This is a genomic window from Rhodococcus sp. 14C212 (assembly GCF_011058195.1).
Classification (GTDB): domain Bacteria; phylum Actinomycetota; class Actinomycetes; order Mycobacteriales; family Mycobacteriaceae; genus Rhodococcus; species Rhodococcus aetherivorans.
In genome coordinates, this window is record NZ_JAALEH010000012.1 from 27,345 (window position 1) to 46,920 (window position 19,576).

22 protein-coding genes and 1 tRNA gene are annotated in these 19,576 nt (G+C 70.8%); 5 read left to right on the forward strand and 18 right to left on the reverse strand.

Translation table 11 applies throughout. The features are described from left to right. Window positions 1–55 precede the first annotated feature (55 nt). A complete protein-coding gene (locus G6038_RS08305; protein WP_206024457.1) occupies window positions 56–829 on the reverse strand; it encodes a neutral zinc metallopeptidase in 774 nt (257 codons plus the stop codon). A gap of 324 nt (window positions 830–1,153) precedes the next feature. Here G6038_RS08305 and G6038_RS08310 point away from each other — a divergent pair. Continuing rightward, window positions 1,154–1,226: transfer RNA gene (locus G6038_RS08310), tRNA-Arg, on the forward strand. Between the two features lie 103 nt (window positions 1,227–1,329). Here G6038_RS08310 and G6038_RS08315 read toward each other — a convergent pair. The 3 genes from G6038_RS08315 to G6038_RS08325 all read right to left on the reverse strand — a co-directional run bounded on the left by G6038_RS08315 (window position 1,330) and on the right by G6038_RS08325 (window position 3,489). Then, on the reverse strand, window positions 1,330–1,836 hold the full coding sequence (locus tag G6038_RS08315) for a nitroreductase family deazaflavin-dependent oxidoreductase (protein ID WP_346772775.1): 507 nt from the start codon (window positions 1,834–1,836) through the stop codon (window positions 1,330–1,332). 16 nt (window positions 1,837–1,852) lie between these two features. Continuing rightward, window positions 1,853–2,608 (reverse strand): hypothetical protein, encoded by a 756-nt coding sequence (locus tag G6038_RS08320; protein ID WP_165037224.1) that lies wholly within the window; start codon window positions 2,606–2,608, stop codon window positions 1,853–1,855. A 137-nt stretch (window positions 2,609–2,745) separates the two neighbouring features. Then, on the reverse strand, window positions 2,746–3,489 hold the full coding sequence (locus tag G6038_RS08325; protein ID WP_165037225.1) for a Clp protease N-terminal domain-containing protein: 744 nt from the start codon (window positions 3,487–3,489) through the stop codon (window positions 2,746–2,748). 98 nt (window positions 3,490–3,587) lie between these two features. Between G6038_RS08325 and rpe the strand changes: the two genes are divergently transcribed. Next, window positions 3,588–4,319: a ribulose-phosphate 3-epimerase gene (gene rpe / locus G6038_RS08330; RefSeq protein ID WP_206024458.1), complete on the forward strand. Its 732-nt coding sequence runs from the start codon at window positions 3,588–3,590 to the stop codon at window positions 4,317–4,319. A 105-nt stretch (window positions 4,320–4,424) separates the two neighbouring features. On the opposite strand, the gene G6038_RS08335 is transcribed toward rpe, so the two are convergent. The 4 genes from G6038_RS08335 to G6038_RS08350 form a co-directional block, all read right to left on the reverse strand. Continuing rightward, entirely contained in the window at window positions 4,425–4,823 is a 399-nt protein-coding gene (locus tag G6038_RS08335) for a DUF302 domain-containing protein (protein WP_165037226.1), read from the reverse strand. A 25-nt stretch (window positions 4,824–4,848) separates the two neighbouring features. Further along, a complete protein-coding gene (locus G6038_RS08340) occupies window positions 4,849–5,133 on the reverse strand; it encodes a metal-sensitive transcriptional regulator (RefSeq protein WP_037201469.1) in 285 nt (94 codons plus the stop codon). Between the two features lie 115 nt (window positions 5,134–5,248). Further along, window positions 5,249–5,608: a rhodanese-like domain-containing protein gene (locus tag G6038_RS08345; protein ID WP_165037227.1), complete on the reverse strand. Its 360-nt coding sequence runs from the start codon at window positions 5,606–5,608 to the stop codon at window positions 5,249–5,251. Further along, window positions 5,605–5,919 (reverse strand): rhodanese-like domain-containing protein, encoded by a 315-nt coding sequence (locus G6038_RS08350; protein ID WP_165037228.1) that lies wholly within the window; start codon window positions 5,917–5,919, stop codon window positions 5,605–5,607. The genes G6038_RS08345 and G6038_RS08350 overlap by 4 nt, the downstream gene beginning before the upstream one ends. A 201-nt stretch (window positions 5,920–6,120) precedes the next feature. On the opposite strand from G6038_RS08350, the gene G6038_RS08355 reads away from it, so the two are divergent. The 3 genes from G6038_RS08355 to G6038_RS08365 all read left to right on the forward strand — a co-directional run bounded on the left by G6038_RS08355 (window position 6,121) and on the right by G6038_RS08365 (window position 8,788). Further along, window positions 6,121–7,416 carry an alpha-hydroxy-acid oxidizing protein gene (locus G6038_RS08355; RefSeq protein ID WP_165037229.1) on the forward strand — a complete coding sequence of 432 codons (1,296 nt, stop codon included), beginning with the start codon at window positions 6,121–6,123 and terminating at the stop codon, window positions 7,414–7,416. A gap of 17 nt (window positions 7,417–7,433) precedes the next feature. Beyond that, on the forward strand, window positions 7,434–8,180 hold the full coding sequence (locus G6038_RS08360) for an amidohydrolase family protein (protein WP_165037289.1): 747 nt from the start codon (window positions 7,434–7,436) through the stop codon (window positions 8,178–8,180). A 149-nt stretch (window positions 8,181–8,329) separates the two neighbouring features. Then, window positions 8,330–8,788, forward strand: coding sequence for a hypothetical protein (locus G6038_RS08365; protein ID WP_165037230.1), 459 nt, complete (start codon window positions 8,330–8,332; stop codon window positions 8,786–8,788). 12 nt (window positions 8,789–8,800) lie between these two features. On the opposite strand, the gene G6038_RS08370 is transcribed toward G6038_RS08365, so the two are convergent. The 10 genes from G6038_RS08370 to G6038_RS08415 form a co-directional block, all read right to left on the reverse strand. After that, window positions 8,801–9,130, reverse strand: coding sequence for a YnfA family protein (locus G6038_RS08370; protein WP_165037231.1), 330 nt, complete (start codon window positions 9,128–9,130; stop codon window positions 8,801–8,803). Between the two features lie 68 nt (window positions 9,131–9,198). Further along, window positions 9,199–9,966, reverse strand: coding sequence for a methanethiol S-methyltransferase (mddA, locus tag G6038_RS08375; protein ID WP_165037232.1), 768 nt, complete (start codon window positions 9,964–9,966; stop codon window positions 9,199–9,201). A gap of 134 nt (window positions 9,967–10,100) precedes the next feature. Next, the gene (locus tag G6038_RS08380) at window positions 10,101–12,362 is read right to left on the reverse strand and encodes an ATP-dependent DNA ligase (RefSeq protein ID WP_165037233.1); all 2,262 of its coding nucleotides are present in this window, start codon (window positions 12,360–12,362) and stop codon (window positions 10,101–10,103) included. A 192-nt stretch (window positions 12,363–12,554) separates the two neighbouring features. Further along, entirely contained in the window at window positions 12,555–12,986 is a 432-nt protein-coding gene (locus tag G6038_RS08385) for an SRPBCC family protein (RefSeq protein ID WP_165037234.1), read from the reverse strand. Window positions 12,987–13,057: 71 nt separating this feature from the next. After that, a complete protein-coding gene (locus G6038_RS08390; RefSeq protein ID WP_165037235.1) occupies window positions 13,058–14,692 on the reverse strand; it encodes a cation acetate symporter in 1,635 nt (544 codons plus the stop codon). Further along, window positions 14,689–15,051 (reverse strand): DUF485 domain-containing protein, encoded by a 363-nt coding sequence (locus G6038_RS08395; protein ID WP_006930250.1) that lies wholly within the window; start codon window positions 15,049–15,051, stop codon window positions 14,689–14,691. Before G6038_RS08395 ends, G6038_RS08390 begins: the two co-directional genes overlap by 4 nt. 160 nt (window positions 15,052–15,211) lie before the next feature. Further along, window positions 15,212–17,023, reverse strand: coding sequence for a cation acetate symporter (locus tag G6038_RS08400; RefSeq protein WP_165037236.1), 1,812 nt, complete (start codon window positions 17,021–17,023; stop codon window positions 15,212–15,214). 7 nt (window positions 17,024–17,030) lie between these two features. Continuing rightward, the gene (locus G6038_RS08405; RefSeq protein WP_206024470.1) at window positions 17,031–17,336 is read right to left on the reverse strand and encodes a hypothetical protein; all 306 of its coding nucleotides are present in this window, start codon (window positions 17,334–17,336) and stop codon (window positions 17,031–17,033) included. Window positions 17,337–17,470: 134 nt separating this feature from the next. After that, window positions 17,471–18,259: a LytTR family DNA-binding domain-containing protein gene (locus G6038_RS08410; protein WP_165037237.1), complete on the reverse strand. Its 789-nt coding sequence runs from the start codon at window positions 18,257–18,259 to the stop codon at window positions 17,471–17,473. 88 nt (window positions 18,260–18,347) lie between these two features. Continuing rightward, complete coding sequence (locus tag G6038_RS08415) at window positions 18,348–19,565, reverse strand: histidine kinase (RefSeq protein ID WP_165037238.1); 1,218 nt, start codon at window positions 19,563–19,565, stop codon at window positions 18,348–18,350. Window positions 19,566–19,576: the final 11 nt, after the last annotated feature.

Here is a 19,576-nt window from a genome sequence, read left to right on the forward strand (position 1 = left end):
CCGCGAGGAGGCGACGGCGGTTATGTGATTGTGATCACAGCAGATCGCCGGGGCGTCAGCCGACGTACGCAATGGGCGCCTCGGGGACGTAGTCGACACACGAGAGCAACGGGGTGGGCGACGGGCTCAGGTAACCGGTGTCGAATGCCTGGATGCGCTGCTCGGCGGTGCCGTGGGTGCGCTCCGGTCCCTTGCCCTCCCCCACCGCGGCGAACGCCCGGCCCAGCGACGCCAGGTCGGCCTGCTCGACAGTGACGCCGAGATCGCGTTCGGAGTATGCGACGAAGGCGCCCGATCCACAGTCGGCCTGGTTCTCGTACGGGATGGCACTGTTGGGTTCGGCCGGGTCGGGCTCCGGCAGCGCCAGCATCGCCTGGAAGTGGTGCGTCACCTCGTGGCTCAGCACCGCAGCGATGGCGATCTCCCCGTAGCCGTTCACGAGGTCCATCGCCGCCTTCTCCCCGATGTAGAGGCTGCGGTCGGCCGCGCAGTACATCAGCGAGTTCTCGTCGTAGGCGCAGCCGGACGCCGCCTCCCCCGACTTCCCCGCCGCCACCGAGTAGTAGGCGGTGGGATGCGGCATGTCCTGGTACGTGGCATCGATCCACGACTCGATCGACGGAAGGAAGCACTGCACATACGGTCCCATCGAGTCCGTCGTGTACTGCCCGGTGGTCCCGGCGGCGAACGGACACTCCGCTGTGGGCGAAAGCTGTTGCAGGGCAGCCTCGTCCTCCGCGGCGGCCGGAGCGACGGCACCCAAAGCGGGCACCACGGCGGCGACGGCCACGGCGGCGAAGCGGATCGTGCGCGAGATCGAACGAGGCATGAGCACTCCCGGGACGAGGATTCGGCTTGCGGATCCACCCTCCGCCGTGCGGCCGCCGCACTCCAGGGCTCTTCGGGCTGCACACCCCACCCCCGAGGGGGACGGTTCCCCACCCCGGGGTCACTGGCCGCACCCGCGGCCGAACGTCACCAGCCGCACCTCCCGGCCGAATGCCACCGGCCGAATGCCACCGGCCGAATGTCACATGAGTTCGGTTGGATCGACGGCGTGTGACATTCGGTCAGGGGGGCGGCTGCCTCGCACCGCGATCCCGGCTACACTCACACAGCGCATCGAATCGGCACCACCGGTCCACCGCGCGCCGCCCTCGTAGCTCAGGGGATAGAGCACGGCTCTCCTAAAGCCGGTGTCGCAGGTTCGAATCCTGCCGGGGGCACACAAGGCCGCCGGTCGAGCTCACCCGCTGCCGCTCTCCGGGCCCAGCTCGCGAGGAGCGGGCGAACCGGCGCGATGCCCCCGCCCCTGCCCCGGCCGCTCGATCAGTCGTCCTCCCCGCCAGGGGCGATGTCCAGCCGTAGATACGACTCGACGCCGAACAGTCGGTGCATCCTCCTCGAGGCCGATGACAGATGCGGTTCCGCTTCCGCCGCCGGCACGATCACGGGCGCGACGGCGTCGTAGCGCACGCCGTCGTGCTCGAGGATGCAGCCACCGCCTGCCAGAACGTTGCGGCACCAGTCGACGTCGGTGCCGTAGGGCAGATGGATGAAGAACGACTGTCCGGATCGTTCCGCCCACACCGGGGTGACGTATGCCCTTCCCGACGTGCGACCCACGTGATGCACCGCAGTGACCGTCCTCCCTCCCCTCTTCAAGATCACCGGGTTGAGGACGACTTTGTTGTACCGGCGCAGGGCAGTCAATGCCGGCCGCCAGTGCGAGCGCCACACGACGACACGGATCACCGTGAAGACCGTATCGACGACGAGCACGACGCCGCCGAACACCCGCTCCGCCAGTCGCCGGAGCACGACCTGGTCGGTCACGGGCCCGTCCCTTCGCTCATGGGGAATCTCGACCCGGCTCGCCGCGTGGCGTCGAGCGCTCCCCGGCGCCCGGCCCGTCCTCGGAGTTCGCCCACCGGAGGAACCTCGCCGCGAGGTCCGCACGAATCTCGGCGAGAAAATCGCCGTCCCGGGCGGGATCCAACTGCTCGACCGTGTCCAATACGGCCCGTACCGTCGCGGCGTCGTCGCCCCGAAGGCTCGCGATCCACCGTTCCACCGGGCCGGGTGGTGCGGGAGCCGGGCGGGGTACCACCACGTACTTCTCGAATACGGTCCGGAACCGCTCCCAGCATTCCCGTTCCTGCTGCAGAAGGAACCACGGCCATTCGACGATCCGGCCCTGGAGGCACACCCTCTTCGAGGGGCCGTACTCGAGCGGATTCCACTGCGGCGGACGTGTGAACACCACCTGCAGGTCCACACAGTCCCGATCGCTGCCGGGCGTGCTCATCAGCGAAATCGTGTGCAGGTTCCTGCCGTCTCCGGGGCATCGGTACCGGATCGTCGGCGCTCCTTGGCACGGCGCGTAGTAACCTGCCGGCGATATCGCCGCGCCGTTGACGATCCAGCCGACGGACAGGTCCTCGTGGCCGTGCTCGTAGGACATCAGCACGGTTTCGGAATAATCGACCTGCCGCCCCACCCAGACCCCGTGACGACAGAGCGACGGCGTCTTCGTGTAGTCCTCGATCACGAAATGCCGCCCGGTTTCCGCACGTTCCCGGGTCTTCTCGACGAGCGGGTACGTCATCGTTCCCCCTCTCGGCTGCCTCGACTCCACGGTAGATCGAAGAGCGGGCCGGGGAGGCGGTTTCGCCCTGTGGGATGGGGACTACCAGCGACGAGGGCGCACCGCACGTGTCGGTCGGACAGCGGATCGCTACCTGCTCATTCCGCGTGTCCACGCGCCTCGTGTGCGGTCTGCTCCGCCGCCACTGCCGCGGCGACGTGCGCGTCGGCGGCCGCCCTGTCCACGCCGAGACCGGTGAGGACACCGTTTCCGTCCTCGTGTTCGAGGACGGCGAGGAGGATGTGCTCGGTGCCGATGTAGTTGTGCCCGAGTCGAAGTGCCTGCCGGAACGTCAGCTCCAGGGCCTTGCGCGCACGCGCGTCGTAGGGGATCAGGTCGGGCACGTCCCCGGCCGCCGGCGGAAGCTTCTCCACCACGGCGCGACGGACCGCGTCCGGCGACACGTCCTGCGCGACGAGCGCGCGGACCGCGAGGGCGTCGGGCTCGCTCAGCAGACCGAGGACCAGATGCTCGGGGGTGATCTCGGCGTTGCCGGCCGCCCGGGCCTCGTTCTGTGATGCCATGACGACGTTGCGGGCGCGTTCGGTGAATCGGCTGAATCCTTGTTCGGGATCGAGATCGGCGGAACCCTTGGGCACGAAGCGCTTCTGGGCCGCCTGCTTGGAGACGCCCATGCTGCGGCCGATGTCGGTCCAGGACGCGCCGGAGCGGCGGGCCTGGTCGACGAAGTGGCCGATCAGATGGTCGGCGACCTCCCCGAGATGCTCGGCGGCGAGGACCGCGTCGGTCAGTTGTTCCAGGGCGTCGGTATGCACCTTCTTGATGGCATCGATGAGGTCGTCGAGCCGGACAGGATTGCTCATGGGCACCGGGTTCGTCATTCGTCAACCATAGGTTGACGAATTGGGCGTCGTCAATGCCCGGTTGACGATGGATCCGGCGCGCCTCCCCGGCACCGCGAGGCGGGTACTGTCGTCGCATGGACCTCGACGTCCGCGCTGGCCACCCGGCCGATCACCGCTCGCGGCGTGAGCCGATGATCGCGCCCAGCCTGGCCTCGGGCGACCTTGCGCGCCTGGCCGACGAGGCGCGGGCCGTAGCCGGTGGATCCGACCGGGGCGCGGACTGGCTGCACGTCGACGTGATGGACGGACACTTCGTCCCCAACATCACCTTCGGGGTGCCGGTCGTGCGGTCTCTCGCCCGGCACACCCCGCTGCCGCTCGACTGCCACCTGATGATCGAGGATCCCGACCGGTGGGCAGTCGACTACGCGGAGGCGGGCGCGCACAACGTCTCCGTGCACGTCGAGGCGGTCCGAGACCCGGTCGCTCTCGCCGGCCGCCTACGGGCCGCCGGCGCCCGCGCCGGTCTCGCGTTCGCGCCGCAGATCCCCCTCGAGCCGCACATCGGTACGCTCGCGCACTTCGACACGCTCCTGGTGATGAGCGTGCCTCCGGGGTTCAACGGCCAACGGTTCATCCCGGAGATGCTCGACAAGGTGCGCGTGGCGCGACGCCTGGTCGACGCAGGGGAACTCGACGTGCTCATCGAGGTCGACGGCGGGGTGAACCTCGACACCATCGGAGCTGCCGCGGCGGCCGGCGCCGACTGCTTCGTGGCCGGCACGGCCGTCTACGGCACGGACGACCCGGCCCGCGCCGTGCGCCTGCTGCGCGAGAAGGCCCGGGCGGCGTACGGGAGACCGTGACAAACGGGAGACCGGGACAAACGGCAGACGGCGACGAACGGGAGGCAGCGACGAACACGAAACGGGCGCCGAGAGACATCTCGGCGCCCGTTCTCGGGTGACGGCTCAGCTCCCCAGCGCGTCGATCGCTGCCTGCAGCCGCCGGGCGGCCTCGTCGGCGACGGGCTGCAGCCCGGGATCCTCGGCCACCTGCACCATCAGTTGCGGGTTCATGGCCTCGACGTGCACCAGGCCGGAGTCCTCCGGATCGCGCCGGACGACGACGTTGCACGGCAGCAGCAGCCCGATCTGCCGGTTGGCCGAGACGGCCTGGTGTGCGAGCGGCGGGTTGCACGCCCCGAGGATGACGTACGGCTCCATGTCGACGTCGATCTTCGTCTTCAGGGTGGCCTGCATGTCGATCTCGGTGAGCACCCCGAAGCCCTGCTCCTTCAGTGCCTCGCGGGTGCGCTCGACGGCGTCGCCGAGCGGGGCGCGCAGCGTGGTGGCGAGAGCGAGTGTCATGCTGCTCCTTCGTGGTTCGCTGTTGTCAGGCGAGCGCGAGGAAGAGCTTCTCGAGTTCCTCCTCGGTCAGCTTGTCGACGCAGGTGTCGTCCTGCTCGTCGAGGACGCACTGCCGCAACCGGGTGGCGACGATCTTGAATCCGGCCCGGTCCAGGGCACGCGAGACCGCGGCGAGCTGGGTGACCACCTCGCGGCATTCGCGCCCGTTCTCGATCATGGAGATCACGCCGGCGAGCTGGCCCTGGGCGCGGCGCAGCCGGTTGAGGACCTGGGTGGTGGATTCTGCGGCATTCACGGTGTTAACTGTCATGGTCGGCCCCTTCATACTGAAGATGAACACATCATACCCCGTGGGGTATTCCCGTGCCCACATTCCGGCTCGGCGCCGATTCCCGGACCGAGGGTGGGTCGACCCGGCGATTCCTTCAGCGGCGACCGCCCCTGACCACCCGTTCGCCGGCCCGCTCCCAGGCGATCATGCCGCCGCGCAGCGAGGCGACAGGCGCCGGCGCATCCGGAGCGAACATCCGCGCGGCGCTCGCGGAGCGCATGCCCGAGTGGCACACGAACACCACCGGCCGGTTGCGCACGATGCGCGCCGCCCGCGTCGGAACCTGGGAGAGTTCGCAGTGCTGCGCGACGGGCGCGTGTCCGGACCGGTACTCGGCGGCGGAGCGCACGTCGACGAGGACCGCCCCGCCGTCCAGCAGCTCGCGCGCCCGGCCGACGTCGACGGTTTCGTAGGACTTGGCGAAGCGCGCCTTGATCTTCTCGAGCAGACTCATCGGGTGCCGCCCTGTTCCGCCGGGTGACCGGCGCGCAGCCAGCCCTTGGTGCCGCCGGCGACCGAGACCGCGGACCGTCCCGACGCGGACACGATGTCCGCGCCGCGCAGGCTGCGGTTGCCGGAGGCGCAGATGACGTAGACGAGGTCGGTTCCCGGGATCTCGGCGAGGCGGGAACCGAGTTCGCCGAGCGGGATCCACAGGGCGCCGGGCACGTGCGCCTGCTCGTATTCGTAGTCCTCGCGCACGTCCACGACGGTCGCGCCGGACTTCCACGCATCGGCGAATGCAGCGATGTCGATTTCCCTCATAGTCCACTCCTCGGCCCACACCGGTGGGCATCGTGCCGTCGTTCGAGGTTCATACCCCGCGGGGTACTACATACCCTAGGGGGTATATGAGGATCTGTCCAGCCGCGCCGATCGGACGACCGGCGCTTCGGCCCGGCGCGTGGGCGCTTCCGTGTAGCGTCCGAGACGATCCCGCCCCGACGCACCAGTGAGGAATCGCCGATGAGCGACGGACCCGTGGCGCCGCAGCCCGGCGCGGGCCGTGCCCGCCAGAACGTCATCTACCGGGCCGGAGTGCTCGGACGCAGCCCCACGGTGCCGACCGACTTCGCCGGCCTGGAACGCCTGGCGCGACGGAAGACGAGCCGGCGCGGCTGGGCCTACATCGCCGGGGGCGCCGGCGAGGGCGCGACGATGCGCGCCAACCGGGAGGCCTTCGATCGCTGGAAGATCGTCCCCCGCGTGCTGCGCGACGTGTCCCACCGGGACCTGAGCGTCGAGCTGTTCGGCCGCACCCTGCCCGTCCCGGTCCTGCTGGCACCGGTCGGCGCCGCCGAGCTCGCGCACCCCGACGCCGACGTCGCGATCGCCGGCGCGGCGGCCGAACTCGGCGTGCCCTACATCCTCTCCAACCAGGGCTGCGCTCCGATGGAGGAGAGCGCCGCGGCGATGGGGGACTCCCCGCGCTGGTTCCAGTTGTACTGGAGCAGCGACGACGACCTCGTCGACAGCCTGCTCGCCCGCGCGAAGGCGATCGGCGCGGACGCCGTGGTCGTCACCCTGGACACCACCCTGCTGGGCTGGCGGCCCCAGGATCTCAATCTCGGATCCCTGCCGTTCGCTCGCGGCGAGGGCATCGCCCAGTACACCTCGGACCCGACCTTCGTGCGCATCGTCCGCGAGCGCATCGCGGCCGCCGCCGGCGCACGACCCGAGGTGGAGCTGACCCTCGGCGCGATCAGGACGCTGCTCTCGATGAGCCGGCGCTACCCCGGCCGCCTCCTCGACAACCTCCGCTCCCCCGAGCCCCGGGCCGCCGTCGAGACCTTCCTCGACATCTACTCGCGGCCCTCCCTGACGTGGACGGAGATCGAGTCGCTGCGCGAACGCACCGATCTTCCCGTGCTGCTCAAGGGCATCCTCCATCCGGACGACGCCCGGCGCGCCCTCGACGCCGGGGCCGACGGCATCATCGTCTCCAACCACGGTGGCCGCCAGGTGGACGGCGCGATCGCCTCGCTCGACGCCCTGGTCGACATCGCACCCGCCGTCGACGGCCGGGTGCCGGTGCTGCTCGACAGCGGAATCCGAACCGGATCGGATGTGTTCAAGGCGCTCGCGCTCGGCGCCGACGCGGTCACCGTCGGCCGCCCGCACCTGTACGGGCTGGCGGTGGGCGGCCGCGACGGGGCCCGCGACGCCGTCGCGAACATCATCGCCGAGTTCGATCTGACGCTCGGGCTCAGCGGGCTGACGTCGGTGAAGGAGATCACCGCGGACGCGCTCGCGCGCACGTGACCGACGGGCGACGGGTGATGCCGATCTTCGACGCCCACTTCCATATCGTCGACCCCCGGTTCCCCGTCACCCCGAACGAGGGATACGTGCCGCCGGACTTCACGGTCGCCGACTATCTCGAGCGGGTCCGCGGGCTCGGCGTCACCGGTGGGGCCGTCGTGTCCGGCTCCTTCCACGGCTTCGATCAGGCCTACCTGCTGGACGCGCTGGCCCTGCTCGGCCCCGGCTTCGTGGGCGTCACCCAACTGCCGGTGGCCGTGACCGACGCCGAGATCACCCGGCTCGACGAGGCCGGCGTGCGCGGAATCCGGTTCAACCTGCGCCGCGGCGGTTCGGAATCCGCCGCCCACCTCGACGCGCTCGCGCGGCGGGTCCACGACGTCGCCGGCTGGCACACCGAGTTGTACGTCGACGCCCGCGAACTGCCCGCGCTCACCGGGACCGTCGCCGCCCTGCCCGCGGTCAGCATCGACCACCTGGGTCTGTCCGCGGCCGGACTGCCGCACCTGTTGGACCTGGTCGACCGCGGGGTACGGGTCAAGGCGACCGGGTTCGGCCGCGCCGACTTCGACGTCGCCTCCGTTCTGCGCGCCGTCGCCGACCGGAACCCGCACGCCCTGATGTTCGGCACCGACCTGCCGTCCACCCGGGCGCCGCGGCCGTTCACCGACGCGGACGTCGCGGTGGTCACCGATGCCCTGGGCCCGGACCTCGCCGCGCGGGCGCTGCACGACAATGCCGCGCAGTTCTACCGCGTGCGTTGACATCCCCGGCAAGCAAGATCTCCGAAACGTCCTTTGCTCCGCAGTTCGCGATCTACACTCGGGGACGTCATTCGGTGCGCGGGGCGCGCCGCCGGCGGGGCGCGGCGGTCGGCACCCGGACGTGACATTCCGAGCCCAGGAGCATCAGCATGAGCGCCGCCCGAACCACCCGAGCAATCCTCGCCACCGCCGCACCGATCGCGGCCGCCGTCCTGTTCGCCGGCAGCGCCGGCGCCGCACCGCCCCAATCCCTCGGCACGGCACTGACCTTCGGGTGCCTCAATCAGGGCAGCCTGGCCTCGATCACGGCGGTCACCGCGCAGGCCGGCCCGGAGGCGAACCCCGGGATCCCACCCGGTCACGTACTGTTCTCCACCGCACCGGGAATGGGCCCCATGCCGGCCGCGGGGCAGGTGTCGGTCGCATGGCTCAATCAGAGCACCGGCCAGGCGGGCATCGTCGACCTCGAGGGGACGTACCCGAACCTCGCGAAGGTGGTGAACACCGGCCCGGGCACCGTGCTCACCACCGTGTTCGGTTCGGTGAACCTGAGCAGCGGCCCGATCTGCAATTCGACACCGGCTGCGGGGACGGTGACCGTCGGCTGACGGTGCCGGAGTTCAGCGCGGGCTGTACATGATCAGCGCCACGCCGAGCAGGCACACCAGTGCGCCGGCCACGTCCCACCGGTCGGGGCGGAAGCCGTCGACGATCATCGCCCACCCGAGGGATCCGGCGACGAACACTCCGCCGTAGGCGGCGAGGATGCGACCGAAATTCGCGTCCGGCTGCAGCGTTGCCACCATTCCGTACGCGCCGAGCGCAATCACACCGGCGCCCACCCAGATCCAGCCGCGCTGTTCCCGGATTCCCTGCCACACGAGCCAGGCACCGCCGATCTCGAACAGGGCCGCGACGACGAACAGGACGAGGGACTTCGCGATGCTCACGCGAAGTACCCTACGGCGCTGCACGGCTCCGGTGCGGAGTGCCCGCACCGGAGCCGGCCGGAACAAGGTCAGGTTCGGCTCGCCGCGCGCGGGAGGGGCACCAGCCGGGGCACGCGGGCACTGTAGTCGCGGTACCGGTCGCCGAACGTGTCGGTCAGATCGTGTTCCTCGAACCGCAGCGCGACGAGGATGTATCCGGTGGTGACCGCGGCGAACAGCAGGTGTCCCACGCTCATCGTCGGCGCCACCCAGAACGCGATCAGGAAACCGAGATACAGCGGGTGACGCACCACCCGGTACAGCATCGGCGTGCGGAACACGACTTCGGCCGGGGGTTTTCCGGCGAAGTTCCGCAGCACCTGCCGCAGGCCGAACAGGTCGAAGTGGTCGATCGCGAACGTCGATGCGAGCACGAGGCCCCATCCGGCGAAGGACACCGCATACAGCACCACGCGCACCGGTGTCGCGTCCACGTCCCAGATCTCCTGCGGCAGTGGACGCCACTGCCACATCACCAGCGCCAGGGCGGCGGTGGCGAACAGCACGAACGTGGAGCGTTCGATCGGCTGCGGGACGATACGGGTCCATCGCTCCTTGAACCAGGGCCGGGCCATGACCGAATGCTGAACGGCGAACACGGACAGCAGGGCCAGGTTCACCATCACCGCGACGACGACGGGCGTCTGCGGCCCCTCGTCGATGGTGCGGGGCACCACGAGACCTTCGACCCACCCGATCGAGTACAGGAACACCGCGAAGAACACGGCGTAGGCGACCGCGCCGTACGCGGTCATCAGGGTGCGGCCGAGGCGGCCCCTGTCGGTCGTCTGCAACATCGTCGAACCTTCCCTCCTCCGGGCGCGCCGGCCCGTGCCACAGTCGGCGGATGTGCCGTGTGACCACGGTGCGCCGCCGCGCCGGCGGACGACAGGCACCCCGGGGTGAGGTTTTCGGCACCCGGGGCGGGTGGTCATCCGCTGCCGCGGGCCACGTCCTGCGGGTCGATGTCGTCGCGCAGGCCGCGCCAGCTCGGATGCCAGAGCTTGCCGGCGTCGGTCCACTCCCGGAACCGCACCTCCCCCACCAGCTTCGGGCTCACCCACACCGCGTCCCGCGCGTCCTCGCGCGGGACGTCGCCGGCGAAGGGGGTGGTGCGGCGCCGCAGACCCGCCATGGCGGCCGACAGTTCGGCGAGCTGGGGTTCGTCGAAGCCGGTGCCGACGCGGCCGACGTACTCCAGTCCGGCCTCGCCCTGCACGCCGACCAGCAGCGAGCCGAAGGTGCCGGCGCGGGCCCCCTTGCCGAGGCGCCAGCCACCGATGACGACGTCCTGGGTGAGCCAGTTCTTCGACTTCACCCAGTCGGGGGTGCGCCGACCCGGCACGTACACCGAGTTCCGCCGCTTGGCCACCACACCCTCCCAGCCCCGCCGGGTGCTCTCCTCCAGCGCTTCGGATCCGTTGCCGTGCAACAGGTCCGGAACGACCAGCCCGTCGGCCGCGGCGGCGAGCGCGTCGAGCACGCGCCGCCGGTCGGCGTACGGCTTGCGGTACAGGGTCACCCCGTCGAGGAAGAGGAGGTCGAACACGAAGTACTGCGGGGTGCCACCGGTCCGCAGCCGCCGGAAGCTCGTGACGCCGAGAGCGTCGCACGCGACCACCTCCCCGTCGAGCACCACGTCGTGCCCGTCGAGGATGCGGGTGAGGGCGGCGAGGGCGGGGTAGTCGCCGGTGATGTCGCGGCCGGAGCGCGAATGCAGCCGCAGCTGACCGTTCTCGATCTCGGCGACGGCGCGGTAACCGTCCCACTTGCCCTCGAACGCCCATTCGCCGGCGTCGAGACCGGTCACCTCACCCGGTGTCGCGAGCATCGGCTCGAGGTCGCGCGGGAAGGCCGGCGACGGGCCCGGCGGCGCGCCCTGGTCCTTCATGCGGTGCGCGAGCCACTGGTTACCGGCCGTGCGGATCAGCGCGTACCGGCCCTGCACCCGCGCGCCGTGCAGGCGCACGATCACCTCGTCGTCGCGCCATTTCTCGGTGTCGTAGGTGCCGGTGTCCCAGATCGTCATGCCGCCGGCGCCGTACTCCCCCTTGGGGATGATGCCGTGGAAGGTGAGGTACTCGAGCGGATGGTCCTCGGTGCGCACCGCGAGGTTGTTGCGGCCGGGATCGTCCGGCAGATTCTTCGGCACCGCCCACGACGCGAGCACCCCGTCGCGCTCGAGCCTCAGGTCGTAGTGCAGTCGGCGGGCGTGGTGCTCCTGGATGACGAAGGAGTTGCCCGGTCCGGATCCCACGGTGGCGGGGACGGGTTCGGGGGTGCGGGACGGGTCGCGCTTGTGCCGGTACTCGGTCAGGGCGTCGGACTCGGGCAGCGGCGGGTCGAGCGCGGCGAGCGGATCGGGTCCGGCCTCGAGCCGCGCGAGCACCTCGTCGAACCGCAACTGACGCAACCCCGGATCGTCGAGTTCGTCCCAGGTGCGGGGCGCGGCGACCCACGGCTGCTCCCGGCCGCGCAGGGAATACGGTGCGATGGTCGTCTTGGCCTGGTTGTTCTGGCTCCAGTCGAGGAACACCCGGCCGCCGCGCACGGCCTTGGCCATGGTGGCGGTGACCAGGTCGGGGTGCAGCGTCTCGAGGTTGATCGCCACCTGCTTCGCCACGGTCGACGCCCCGCCCGGCGCGAGCTCGCGGTCGAGCGGAACATACAGGTGTATTCCCTTGCTGCCGCTGGTGACCGGGTAGGCCGGCCAGCCCAGCCCGCCGACCATGTCGCGCACCAGGCGGGCGACCTCGGCGCACTGCGCCAGTGTGACCCCCTCCCCCGGGTCGAGGTCGAACACGATCCGCGTCGCGGGACCCGGGACGGAACCCGAGAACCGCCACTGCGGCACGTGCAGCTCGAGTGCCGCCTGCTGCCCGAGCCAGGCCAGCGACGCGACGGAGTCGAAGACCGGATACGTCACCGACCGCTGCTTGTGATGAACGGTCTTGCGGGTGAGCCATTTCGGTGCGTGGGAGGCGAGGTTCTTCTCGAAGAACGACTCGCCCCCGACACCCTCGGGCCAGCGTTTGCGGGTGCCGGGCCGGCCCGCGACGTGCGGCAGCATCACCGGGGCGACGGCGACGTAGTAGTCGACCACGTCGGCCTTCGTCGTGCCCGTGCTCGGGTAGAGGACCTTGTCGAGGTTCGTCAGGTTCAGACGACGGCCTTCGAACGTGCGGGTCGTCATCGCCCCATTCTGCCGAGCGCGGCCCGCGGGCGCGCACTTCTCGCGCCGGTCCCCGGCGTGTCGCCCGCGCGAGGGCACCTTCGGCGCCGCGACTCAGGGGCACCTTCGGCGCCGCGACTCAGGGGCACCTTCGGCGCCGCGACTCAGGGGCACCTTCGGCGCCGCGCTCATGAGCACCTTCGGCGCCGCGACTCAGCTGTAGAGTTCGGCGAACCGGCGCAGCGAGGCCTCGATGTCGCCGTGCAGGGCCCGCGCGACGCCGGAGCCGATCGGCCCGAACAGCGGCGCCCCGCCGAGGTCGATGTTCAGGCTGAGCACGGAGCCGATCCCGGTGGCCCGGACGGTCATCCGCAGCTTGAACCGGGTGCCGCCCTTGCCGGAACCGTGGAGCACGAGGTGGTGCGGCGAGTCGATCTCCCGGACGGTCCATGCGACCCGGTTGCGCATGCCCTTGACCGAGACGACGGACTCGGCGGTGGTGCCGACGACGAGTTCGCTCGGCAGGTCGCTGCGCCACCCGTCGTGGATGGTCAGCCATTCGTCGAATCCGTGCAGGTCCGACGCCCGCACCCAGGTCAGGTGCGGTTCGAGCGGAAGGTCGGTCGATACCTCGAGTTTGGCCATGCCCCGCAGCGTAGACGCCGAAGCGCGGACGCAGGGTGATCGACCCTGCGTCCGCGCCTCGTGGGTGTTGCCTAGTGGGCGACAGCCTTTTCGACACCGACACCGGTGAGGGAGCGGACCTCCATCTCGGCCTGCTTGACCGGGTCCTCCAGCTTGCGCCGGCCGATGTAGGTGCCGACGATGCCGAGGACGAAGGCCAGCGGGATCGACACGATGCCGGGGTTGGCGAGCGGGAAGAGGGCGAAGTCCGCGTTCGGGAACATCGAGGACGGCTTGCCGGACACCGCCGGGGAGAAGGCGATGAGCAGCAGGCAGCTGACCAGGCCGCCGTAGATGCTGAACAGGGCGCCGGTGGTGTTGAACTTCTTCCAGAACAGCGAGTACAGCAGCGTCGGCAGGTTGGCGGACGCGGCGACCGCGAAGGCCAGGGCCACCAGGAAGGCGATGTTCTGGCCCATCGCGAGGATGCCGAGCACGATCGAGACCACGCCGATCACCACGACGGTGATGCGGGAGACCCGCACCTGATCCTCTTCGGAGGCGTTGCCGCGCTTGATCACGCTGGCGTAGATGTCGTGGGCGAAGGACGCGGACGCGGTGATCGCGAGGCCGGCGACGACCGCGAGGATCGTAGCGAACGCGACGGCGGAGATGATGCCGAGGAAGATGGTGCCGCCGAGTTCGAAGGCGAGCAGCGGCGCGGCCGAGTTCTCCTTGCCGGGGGCGCCGAGGATGACGTCCGGTCCGACCATCTTGGCGGCACCGTAGCCGAGCACCAGGGTGAACAGGTAGAACCCGCCGATCAGGGCGATGGCCCAGGTCACCGAGCGCCGGGCCTCCTTGGCGGTGGGCACGGTGTAGAAGCGCATCAGCACGTGCGGCAGGCCGGCGGTGCCGAGCACCAGGGCGATGCCGAGCGAGACGAAGTCGAGGCGGGTCATGTCGCTGATGCCGTACTTGGCGCCGGGGGCGAGCACGTCGCGGCCGGCGACGGCCTCGTTGGTGGAGCTGTTCACCATGGCCTGCGCGTCGGCCAGCAGCTGCGAGAAGTTGCCGCGGACCGCGAGCAGGACGAGCACGAACATGATGCCGGCACCGGCGACGAGCAGCACGGCCTTGACCATCTGCACGTAGGTGGTGCCCTTCATGCCGCCGATGAGCACGTACACGATCATCAGGACGCCGACCACGGCGACGACGATGCTCTGGCCGAGCTTGCCGTCGATGTTGAGCAGCAGCGCGACGAGGCCACCCGCACCGGCCATCTGGGCGAGCAGGTAGAACAGCGATACCGCGAGGGTGGACAGCGCGGCGGCCATGCGCACGGGACGCTGCTTGAGCCGGAAGCTCAGCACGTCGGCCATGGTGAACCGGCCGGTGTTGCGGAGCAGTTCGGCGACGAGCAGCAGGGCGACGAGCCAGGCGACGAGGAAGCCGATGGAGTACAGGAATCCGTCGTAGCCGTAGACGGCGATGGCGCCGGCGATGCCGAGGAATGACGCGGCCGACAGATAGTCGCCGGCGATCGCGAAGCCGTTCTGCGGGCCCGAGAACTGCCCGCCGCCGGTGTAGAAGTCGGAGGCCTTCTTGGTGGAGCGGCTGGCCCGGATGACCAGGCTCATCGTCACGACGACGAACGCGACGAAGATCGCGATGTTGAACAGGGGGTTGCCGACGTCGGTGGCACCCTGGGCCAGAACTGTCACTGGGCCGGTCCTTCCAGCTCTTCGCGGATCGCGGCGGACCGCGGATCCAGGTCACGGTTGGCGAACCGCACGTAGAGCGCGGTGATGACAAAGGTCGATACGAACTGAGCGAGTCCGAGGATCAGGCCGAGGTTGATGTTGCCGAGCACCTTGGTCGCCATGAAGTCGGCGGCGTAGGTGGCCAGCAGGACGTACACGAAGTACCAGGTGAGGAAGAGCCCCGTCATCGGGAAGACGAACCGCCGGAGCCGGCGGCGCAAGTCCTGGAACTCCGGACTCGCCTGCATGTCGACGAAGTCCTGCGCATCGGGCGTGCGGCGCTCGAGCGCCCCGCCCTTGCCGAGGTGAGCTGTGGTCACTGCCGACTCCTTGGTCGTGGCTTCAGGGATCGCCCCTGTGAGGCGTACTACCAGTAGACCGTAATGAGACGAGAGTCACATAAGAAGATGGTGGCACCGGTCACACGCCGAGCTGTCGACCGGTGCGGCGAACGGTCGCCCGGGCACGACGAATGGTGGCTCAGTGCCCCCGCGGCCGGGGTGAGGTTCCGGGTCCGCGAGGGTCGGCGGGGACGCCGGTGTCCTCGAACGCCCCGAGTTCCCGGTCCCGGCCCATCCCGAGCCGCTCGGGCACATGCATGCGGGAGAAGACGCGACCGATGTCCGCCGGGACACGGGCGCGGGTGGCGAGGCTGACGACGACCATGGTGACGAACGCGAGCGGCACGCTCACGGCGGCCGGGTAGCCGACGACGGCGGCGAGCCACCCTCCGCCCGTCTCGGGGTCGATGCGCACGAGCACGACCACCAGGGCCGCGCCGCCGGCCACCACCGCACCGACCACCATGCCGGCGGCCGCGCCGACCGCGGTGAGCCCGCGCCACCAGATGCCGAGCATCAGCAGCGGACACAGCGTGGAGGCGGCGACCGCGAATACCAGACCCACCGCCCGCGACAGGTCCAGCGAGGTCACCGCCAGCGAGAGGCCGAGCGGCACCAGGCCGGCGAGGACGGCCGCGATCCGGAAGTCGCGCACCCGCCCCCGCAGCACGTCGGTGGACAGCACGCCGGCGACGCTGACCAGCAACCCCGAGGACGTGGACAGGAACGCCGCGATCGCGCCGGCGGCGACCAGCGCGGCGAGCAACTGGCCGCCCCAGCCGGACAGCACCGACCCCGGCAGCAGCAGCACGGCCGCGTCGGAGCGGCCGGTGATGAGCAGTTGCGGCACGTACAGGCGCGCGAACACCCCGAGCAGCGTCGGGAACAGATAGAACACCCCGAGCAGGGCGATCACCGCGAGCGACGTCATGCGGGCCGCGCGCCCGTCGGGGTTGGTGTAGAAGCGCACCAGCACGTGCGGCAGCCCCATGGTGCCGAGGAAGGTGGCGAGGATCAGCGAATACACCTGGAACATCGGGTGGGCGCCGCCGATCCCGCCGCCGGGGGCGGCCCACTCGTCGTTGGTGGCGGGTGCCCCTGCCACCACCGGCACGGCTGCGCCGGGCTCGAGAACCAGCGCCGTTCCGGCGGCCACCTCGTGCTCGCCGGGGACGAGCAGCACGGTGCCGTCCACGGTCCGTCCGTCGACCCGTCCGGTGGCGGCGACCTCGAGGGGCTCGCCGACCTGGACGACGACGTCGGTGGTGACATCGACGGTGGTGCGCTCGGTGACCGTCGGCGGTGCCGGCTGCCCGACGGCGCGGTCGTCGTCGAGGAAGTGGACGGCGAGCACGAGGGCCGGCACCGCGACGGCGGTGAGCTTGAGCCAGTACTGGAACGCCTGAACGAAGGTGATCGAGCGCATGCCGCCGCCGACGACGTTGCCGACGACGATCAGGCCGACCGCGACGACCCCCACCCACTCGGGGACGCCGAGCAGGATGTTCAGGGTCAGTCCCGCGCCCTGGAACTGGGGGACGAGGTAGAGCACGCAGACGACCGCGACGATCACCATCGCCAGGGTGCGCAGCCATCGCGCGCCGAGCCGGAACTCGGCGAAGTCCGGCACCGTGTAGGCGCCGGACCGGCGCAGCGGCGCGGCGACGAACAGCAGCAGGCCCAGGTAGCCCGCCGTGAAGCCCACCGGATACCACAGGGCGTCGGCGCCGTACTTGGCGATGAGCCCGGCCACTCCGAGAAACGAGGCGGCGGAGAGATATTCGCCGGAGATGGCGGCGGCGTTCCAGCGGGGCCCGACGCTGCGCGAGGCGATGAGGAAGTCGGAGGTGGTGCGGGCCAGCCGGACTCCGTAGATGCCGATCGCGACGGTGGCGGCGGCCGCGGCGACGAGCCCGAGGACGGTGACGACGGGGATCGAACCGGTATCCATGAGCCGCTCAGTCGTCGACCAGGTCGGTGAAGTCCTGCTCGTTGCGTTCGGCCAGGCGGACGTAGAGCCCGCCGATGCCGAGCAGCAGCGGATATCCGACGAATCCGAGCAGCAGCCACGGCAACCGGATGCCGAGCACCGTGACGTCCGTCAGGCGCGGCACGAAGTGGAACAGCAGCGGCAGGGCACACAGCAGGCACACCGCGACGAGCGAGAGCCGCGCGGCGAGGCCGAGCTGGGCTCGCACCAGGCCGCGCACCATGGCCTCCCCGACCTCGGTCTGTTCCTGGACCTCCACGCGGGTGCGCACCATGCGGGCGCCGCGGCGCTGGGCGAGCACCACCCGTTCACGCGGCGGCGAGCCGCCCGAACCACGCGGCGGCGGGCCGCCCGAACCACGCGGCGGCGGGCCGCCCGAACCACGCGGCGGCGGAGTGCCGGACGGACTCATCTGGTCGTCCAGGTCTGCATCGGTCCGCGGATCAGACGGTCCTTGAGCTCGCGGGTGTGGCGACGGCTCACCGGCAGTTCGACGGGCGGCTTGCCCTCCTCGGCCCGCAGGCACACGACGAGGCCGGAGCCGACGCTGCGGATGCCGGTCACCAGGGGCAGCGACACGAGGTAGGAGCGGTGCACGCGCAGGAACCCGGCGTCGGCCCAGCGGCCCTCGAGGGTGGAGATGGGGATGCGCACCAGGTGGGAGCCGGTGCCGGTGTGCAGGCGCGCGTAGTCGCCGTCGGCCTCCACCCACTGCACCGACGACCGCGGCACCAGTGTGGTCACGCCGCCGAGTTCGACGGGGATCACCTCGTCCGACGCGCCCGCGCCTGCGGCGGCGGATTCGGTTTCGCGGGTGCGGCGGCGCTCGGCGATACGGCGCACCGCCTCGGCGAGACGCTCCTCGCGCAGGGGTTTGAGCAGGTAGTCGACCGCGCCGAGGTCGAAGGCCGCCACCGCACGGTCGTCGTGCGCGGTCACGAACACGACGGCGGGCGGGTTCGCGAAGTTGCGCAGGATGCCGGCGAGCTCGAGGCCGTCGAGGCCGGGCATGTTGATGTCGAGGAACACCGCGTCGATCCCGCCGTCGCGCAGCAGCCGCAGCGCGGTGGTCGCCTCACCCGCGGTGTGGACGTGGCCGATCTCCTCGCGTCGCCGCAGCAGGTACGCGAGCTCGTCGAGGGCCGGCGGTTCGTCGTCGACGGCCAGCACGGTGAGGGTGTCGGTGGTGTCGTTCACAGCCGGTCCATCGTGCCATGCCGGACCGTCCGAGCGGAGCGGACCGGGCCACTCGCGCGGAGCGGGGCCGGGTGGCGGACGGGTCGCGTCATGCCCGTATCCCGGGCCGGAACTTCGGCACCCGCATGCTGACCTTCGTTCCGGCACCCGGCGCCGTCTCGACGACGAGGCCGTAGTCGTTGCCGAACGCCGCACGCAGGCGGTCGTCGACGTTGGCCAGTCCCACGTGGGCCGCCTCCTTGGCGCTGGTGAGCCCCTGTCCCTCGGCGACGGCGTCGAGGTCGCCGGAGCGCAGGAGTTCGGGGTCCATTCCGACGCCGTCGTCCTCGACGCTGATGACGCAGTCGGTGCCCTCGTCCGCGGCGACGATGCTGATGGTGCCGGTGCGGGTGCTCTTGCCGGCGATGCCGTGCCGCACGGCGTTCTCGACGAGGGGCTGCAGGGCGAGGAACGGCAGCACCACGTTGAGCACCTCCGGCGCGACCTGCAGCCGCACCTCGAGGGCGTTGCCGAAGCGGGCCCGCTCGAGCGTGAGATACCGGTCGATGTTGCGCAGTTCGTCGGCGAGCAGCGTGTACTCCCCCGCCGCGCGGAACGAGTACCGGGTGAAGTCGGCGAATTCGAGGAGCAGTTCGCGGGCGCGTTCGGGGTCGGTGCGCACGAAGGACGCGACGGTGCCCAGGGCGTTGTAGATGAAGTGCGGGCTGATCTGAGCGCGCAGCGCCAGCACCTCGGCCCGGTCGAGGCGGGCGCGGGAGGCGTCGAGTTCGGCGAGTTCGATCTGGCTGCAGGCGTAGCGGGCGACCTCGGTGAGCACGCCGAGCAGGGCCGGTCCGGGTTCGGTGGTGGTCACGACGCCGAGCGCACCGACGACCCCGACGTTGTCGATGACGAGCGGCTGCACGATCACGGCGCGCGCGGCCTGCTCGTCCGGACCGCGCTGGAGGTCGCCGTGCCCGACGAGGACGCGCCGGTCGTCGGCGATCGCGCGCTTCGCGGCGGCGAGCAACTGGGCGGACAGCCCTTCGAAGGGGCCGCTCCACGCCAGGCGGGTGCCGTCCGCATCGACGAGCGCGACGGACGACGTGCCGGTGAGCGAGCGCAGGTGCGGGGCGGCCTCCTGCGCGGACGTCGCGTCGAGGCCCCGGCGCAGCGGCCGCGCGGCCAGCGACGCGGTGTGCAGGGTGGCGTGCACGGCGCGTTCGGCCGGTGTGGTCAGGCCGCGCCGGGTGCGCAGCCACAGCACGGTGACGCCGGCGACGACGAGCAACGCGACGGCCAGGAGCGCGGCGAGGGTTCCGCTCACCGCGGGTCCGG